Below are 5,729 nucleotides of genomic sequence, written 5' to 3' on the forward strand. Positions count from 1 at the left end.
CTGCTCCTCGCAGGGACCGCCGGCGCCGCGGCCGGGCCGGCCGGCCTCGAACCGGGCCAGCCGGTGATCGCGCTCTCCTTCCGCGGCGTGTCGAGGGCGTACCCGCTCGCGCTGTTTCCCGCGCCGAAGGTGGTGAACGACGTGGTCGGCTCGATGGAGGTCGCCGTCTTCCACGACCCGGCCCGCAACTTCAGCGCCGCCTGGTTCCGCACGGTCTACGGCGAGCCGATCGAGTTCGCCGGCAGCGCCGCGGGCGTCGTCGCCGACGACCTGACGACCGCCACGCGCTGGGACCTGGAGACCGGCGTCGCCACCGGCGGCAACCTGCAGGGCCAGCGGCTCGTGCCGGTGCCGTTCACGACGACGACCTGGGCCGAGTGGTCCTCCACGCACCCGGCGACCCAGCTCTTCGGCCCGCCGGCGCCCTAGTCCGGCGGGGCGCGTTCGTGCTATAAGAAGCGGCGATGTCACCGCAGAAGTCCCCGCAATCGTCACAGGTCGGCCAGGGTGGAGGCGGCGGCGCGGCGCCCGCCCCGACGGGCCTGAGCATCGTCCTCCCCTGCCTCAACGAGGAGCGGTCGGTGGGGCAGGTCGTCGACGCGGCCCTCCAGGGGATCGCGCGCCTCGGGATCCCCGGCGAGGTCATCGTCGTGGACAACGGGAGCACGGACCGCTCGGCGGCGATCGCGGCGGAGCACGGGGCGCGCGTCATCCGGGAGGAGGAGCGCGGCTACGGCGCGGCGATCCGCCGCGGCTTCCGCGAGGCGCGCTACTCGCTCATGGCGATGGGCGACGCGGACCTGACGTACGACTTCACGAAGATCGACGAGCTGGCGCGGCCGGTGCTCGCCGGCGAGGCGGACCTGGTGCTCGGCCACCGGATGAAGAACATCCTCCCCGGGTCGATGCCCTGGCTGCACCGCGCCATCGGCAACCCCGGGTTCTCGGTGGCGATGCGGGTGCTGTTCTGGAACTCCACGGTCACCGACCCGCACTCGGGCATGCGCGTGATCTCGAGGGAGGCCTACCGGCGGCTCGGCTGCGTGACCACCGGCATGGAGTTCGCCAGCGAGATGGTGGTGCGCGGCTTCCACGAGCACCTGCGCATCCAGGAGCGCGAGATCATCTACCACCCGCGCGTCGGGGAGTCGAAGCTGCGCTCGTTCGAGGATGGGTGGCGGCACCTGCGCTTCATGGTCCTGCACAGCCCGACCGTGCTCCTGCTCGTGCCGGGCATCCTCTGCTGGTTCGCGGCGTTCGCCTACTCGCTCTGGCTCTCCTTCGGGGACCTGGGCTTCGGGCCGCGCGGCATCCCGATCGGCGCGTTCTTCGCGGCCGGCGTGATGAACATCGTCAGCGTGCAGCTGGTGACGATGGGGCTGCTCGCGAAGGCCTACGCCCACCTCAGCGGCCTGCGCAACGACCCGCTCATCGCCCGCTTCTACCGCCTGATCACCTTCGAGAAGGCCACGATCTTCGGCGGCCTGTTCCTGGCGGCCGCGGTCGGCATCGCCGCCGTGGACTACTTCACCCCGCTGCGCCCGATGTGGACGCAGCGGCGCCTCTTCCTCGCGGCGAGCCTCGGCATCTCGGGGGTGCAGATCATGTCCTCGGCCTACCTCTTCTCGATCATGGCGCTGCCCCGGCACCCCGAGCGCCACGGCGGCGCCGGCAGGGCGCGCTGAGCCCGCGCGGATGGGGGAGCTGACATCCCTTCCGTCGGCGTCGGTCGTCATCCCGGTCCTCAACGCCGCGCCGTACCTGCCCGCGCTCCTCGAGGCGTTCGCCCGGCAGGCGCCCCGTCCGCCCCTGGAGGTGATCCTCGTGGACTCCGGGTCGACCGACGGCACGGCGGCGCTGGCCGCGGGCCGGCCCGGGGTCAGGGTCATCCCGATCGAGCGCTTCACGCACGGCCGCTCCCGCAACCTCGGGGCGCGCGCCGCGGCGGGGGAGGTCGTCGTCTTCCTCTCGCAGGACGCGCTCCCGGCAGACGAGCGCTGGCTCGCGGAGCTGCTGGCGCCGTTTGCGGACGGGCGGGTCGCGGCGGCGTACTCGCGGCAGATCGCGCGCGACGACGCCAACCCGATGGAGCGGCACTTCCTCGAGACCCGCTTCCCGCCCGGCGAGCCGATCGCGCGCGTCGCCGGCCCGGGGGAGTCCTCGCTGGAGCAGGTCTTCTTCTCGAACGTCAGCTCGGCGGTGCGGCGCGAGGCGCTGCTCGAGCACCCCTTCGACGAGGAGCTGATCATGAGCGAGGACCAGCAGCTCTCGCGGGACCTGCTCGCCGCAGGCTTCCGGGTGGTCTACCGGCCCTCCTCCGCGGTGCTGCACTCGCACAACTACACGCTCGGGAGCGTCTTCCGGCGCTACTTCGACAGCGTCTACTCGCTCACCGTGATCTTCCGCGGCCACACGGTCTCGACCAGCCTCGGGATGGGGCTGCGCTACGCGCTCGCCGAGGTCTGGTACATGGTGCGCCACCACCCGCTCTGGCTGCCGTACTACGCCCTGTACTTCGCGGCCAAGTCGCTCGGCACGCTCTTCGGCCACGCCGCCGAGGCGCTGCCGCGCCCGATCGCGCGCGCCTGCAGCTTCCACCGCTACCACTGGGACTAGCAGCGCCCGGCACTACCTATCGACCAGTTGAGCCTGTCGGCGGGTGCTTCCAGAGGGGGCTGCGCCCCCTCTGGCGCGGCTGTCGCCGCTGTCACCCCCAGGGACAGTCGCGCCCTGCAGTTGCACGTTCTCGCTTGGCCTGCGCGAGCTGCGTTTCGTCAGCAAACTTCGCGCGGATGGGCTAGGTCGCGGTCTGCACGCGGGTGACGGTCCACTCGAGCCGGGGGCAGACCAGCCCCTTGCGCGCTCGGGTCACCGCCAGGCCCGGCGCAGCGCCCTCCATCACGTCGAAGACCATGAGGTTCTGCAGGATCGCCGGCGCGACCAGCCCGGGCAGTTCCATGACGACGGAGAGAGCGCGCCGGCCGGGGGCGAGGAACCCGGCCGGGATGCGGACGCGGGCGACGTAGCGGCCCGCGTCGCGCTGCTCGGCAACCCGCGGGTCGTCGACGTCCAGGCTCGTGAAGATCGGCGCGCCGGCCTGGACGCTCGAGATTTCGATGCCCAGCCGCAGCGCAGGCAGCGGCACGCGCACCGCGTACTCGATCTCGACCTCGAAGTCGTGCCCGGCGTCGACGGCCGCGACCCGGTCGCCGCGCTGGTTGAGCAGCCCCAGGCCGTGCACCGCGACGCGCGCGTCCCGCTGCGGCGTGATGCCGCCCTCCCAGTTGCGCGCACCCGAGGCCTCCGCGACGCTGGCGAGGTAGGCCTCCACGACCTCCTCGGTCGGGCCGTCCATGCGGATGCGGCCGCCGGCGATCCAGAGCACGCGGCTGCACAGCTCGACGATGGAGCCGAAGCGGTGGCTGACGAGGATCACCGTCCGGCCGTGGCCGGCGAGGTCCTCCATCTTGCCGAGGCACTTGTGCTGGAAGCTCGCGTCGCCGACCGAAAGGATCTCGTCGAGCAGCAGCACGTCGGCCTCGAGGTGGGCGGCCACCGCGAACGCCAGGCGCGTGCGCATCCCGCTGGAGTAGCGCTTGACCGGTGTCTCGATGAAGTCCGCGATGTCCGCGAAATCGATGATCGCGTCGAGCTTCTGGCGGATCTCCCCCTCGCGCATGCCGAGGATCGCGCCGTTGACGAAGATGTTCTCGCGGCCGGTGAGCTCCGGGTGGAAGCCGGTGCCGACCTCCAGCAGCGAGGCGACGCGCCCGGCCATGAGTGCCCGCCCGCTCGTCGGCGCCGTGACGCGCGCCAGCAGCTTGAGCAGGGTCGACTTGCCCGCACCGTTGGCGCCGATGACGCCGAGCACCTCGCCGGGGGCGACCTCGAAGGAGACGTCCTTGAGCGCCCAGAACCACCCCGGACGCTGTGGGTCCATCTGGCCGGCCAGCCGCCGCATCACGTGGTCGTGCGCGGCCGGGCCCGGCGCGGGCGGCGGCGCCCCGCGGCGCGAGATCACCCAGTGCCGGACCTCCTCCAGGAGCGTCTCGCGCCCCCGCACCCCGAGGCGGTACTCCTTGGAGAGCCGCTCGGCCCTGACGGCGACGCTGCTCACGCGCGGGCCGCCATCAGAGCGTGTCCACCATGGTCGGCTGGGCCCGGTGGTAGACGATGAGCCCGCCGATCACGGCGACGAGGCCGGTCACGCCGCCGATCAGCAGCCACCACGGGTCGGGGAAGACCGTCCCGAGCAGCGCCGCGCGGTGCGCCTCGACCACGGGGGCCATCGGGTTGAAGGCGAAGAGCCAGCGCTTGTCCGGAGGGGCCAGCTTCAGGGGCCAGATGATCGGCGTCGCGAACATCCAGAGGTTGACCACCACCGGCATGCCGATGCGCAGGTCCCGGTAGCTGACGGACCAGGCGGCCAGCCAGGTGCCGATGCCGGCGCCGACGACGCCGACGAAGATCAGGAGCGCGGGCACCAGGATGAGCGCCCCCCGCGGCGTGAGCGGGCTCTCCCAGCCGCCGAGGACGTAGACGGCGTAGATCCCGAGGAAGACGAGGTAGTTGATGACGAAGTTGACGGTGCTCACGCCCGCGGCCACCAGCGGGATGATGAGCCGGGGAAAGTAGATCTTGCGCAGGATCGAGACGTTCGCGATGAGGGAGCCGGAGACGAGCGTGAGCGTCGAAGCGAAGTAGTTCCAGAGGACGTACCCGGCGAGGTAGTAGAGGAACGGCGGCACCGACGGCGGCGAGAGGCGCGCGAAGCGCCCGAAGAGCAGCCCGAACACGAGCGAGGTCACCAGCGGCTGGATGACGAACCACAGCGGCCCGAGCAGGCTCTGCTTGTAGGAGGCGACGAGGTCCTTGCGCAGCAGCAGGAGCAGGAGGTCGCGGCGCTGCCAGATTTCGCGCAGGCTGGCTCCCCAGCGGGCGCGCGGGGATGCGACCTCGACCAGCTCGCTCATCGCGCGCATCCTACGCAGGCCGGCAGCGGGGCGTCAAGCAAAGCGCCCGTCAGCGGCCGCGCACGAGCTGCGCGAGCAACCCCGAGACGGCTTCGCGGAAGGCGGCAGGCGAGCAGGTGCGCCCGACGTGCTCGAGCGCCGCTTGTCGCAACCGGTTCCAGAGACCCTCGTCGCGGTAGAGGCGCACGACCTTGCGCGCGAACTCCTCGGGGTCGCCGGCGATGAGCGCGACGGATTCGTCCGCGCCGAGCTGCTCGGCCAGCAGCGGGCTGATCACCGCGGGGATGCCGGCGGCGAAGGCCTCGAGGAGCTTGAGGGGAATGCCGGCCGCGTAGCGCGTCGGGGCGACGAAGACCCGGCAGCGGTCGTACCAGTGCCGCATGTCGTCCACGCGACCGGTGACGACCACCTCGGGGGAGGCGAGGGCCAGGACCTCCTCGAGCAGGACCGTGCCGGCGACGACCAGCCGCACCGGCTCCTCCCGGCGCACGCGCGGCAGCACCTCCCGCGCCAGGTGGCGGATCGTGTCCACGTTCGGGGAGTCCGCGTTGAGCACCGCGCCGACGAAAAGCAGGTCGGTCCGCGCGGCGAAGGGCGCCGGGGTCGGGGACGGCGCGCAGGGGTGGCAGACGACCGCGGCCGGCAGCCCCGGGCGCGCGTGGGCGCGGAAGAGATCAAGCTCGCGCACGCTGACCGCGGCGACGGCGTCGGCCCGCGCCGCGAGGCGCGCCTCGTCCGCCGCGGCTTCCCGTTCCT

General features: G+C 72.3%; 6 protein-coding genes. 3 read left to right on the forward strand and 3 right to left on the reverse strand.

Annotation, left to right across the window (positions count from 1 at the left end):
* From VI078_11515 to VI078_11525, 3 genes are all read left to right on the forward strand, one after another.
* Positions 1 to 429 (forward strand): DUF3179 domain-containing (seleno)protein (locus tag VI078_11515; protein ID HEY5999910.1); only part of this gene is annotated, 429 nt, incomplete at its 5' end.
* 35 nt (positions 430 to 464) lie between these two features.
* Complete coding sequence (locus tag VI078_11520) at positions 465 to 1,685, forward strand: glycosyltransferase family 2 protein (GenBank protein HEY5999911.1); 1,221 nt, start codon at positions 465 to 467, stop codon at positions 1,683 to 1,685.
* Between the two features lie 10 nt (positions 1,686 to 1,695).
* Positions 1,696 to 2,616 (forward strand): glycosyltransferase, encoded by a 921-nt coding sequence (locus VI078_11525; GenBank protein ID HEY5999912.1) that lies wholly within the window; start codon positions 1,696 to 1,698, stop codon positions 2,614 to 2,616.
* A gap of 181 nt (positions 2,617 to 2,797) precedes the next feature.
* On the opposite strand, the gene VI078_11530 is transcribed toward VI078_11525, so the two are convergent.
* The 3 genes from VI078_11530 to VI078_11540 form a co-directional block, all read right to left on the reverse strand.
* Positions 2,798 to 4,117, reverse strand: a complete 1,320-nt coding sequence (locus VI078_11530) for an ABC transporter ATP-binding protein (GenBank protein HEY5999913.1) — start codon at positions 4,115 to 4,117, stop codon at positions 2,798 to 2,800.
* 13 nt (positions 4,118 to 4,130) lie between these two features.
* Positions 4,131 to 4,973 (reverse strand): ABC transporter permease, encoded by an 843-nt coding sequence (locus tag VI078_11535; GenBank protein HEY5999914.1) that lies wholly within the window; start codon positions 4,971 to 4,973, stop codon positions 4,131 to 4,133.
* A gap of 49 nt (positions 4,974 to 5,022) precedes the next feature.
* Positions 5,023 to 5,729 (reverse strand): glycosyltransferase family 4 protein (locus VI078_11540; GenBank protein ID HEY5999915.1); only part of this gene is annotated, 707 nt, incomplete at its 5' end.

The organism is bacterium (assembly GCA_036524115.1).
Taxonomy (GTDB): Bacteria; JAUVQV01; JAUVQV01; order JAUVQV01; family DATDCY01; genus DATDCY01.

Coding starts and splice junctions, on each gene's coding strand:
- VI078_11520 (HEY5999911.1), top strand. CDS start 465: ATGTCACCGCAGAAGTCCCCGCAATCGTCACAGGTCGGCCAGGGTGGA.
- VI078_11525 (HEY5999912.1), top strand. CDS start 1,696: ATGGGGGAGCTGACATCCCTTCCGTCGGCGTCGGTCGTCATCCCGGTC.
- VI078_11535 (HEY5999914.1), bottom strand. CDS start 4,973: ATGAGCGAGCTGGTCGAGGTCGCATCCCCGCGCGCCCGCTGGGGAGCC.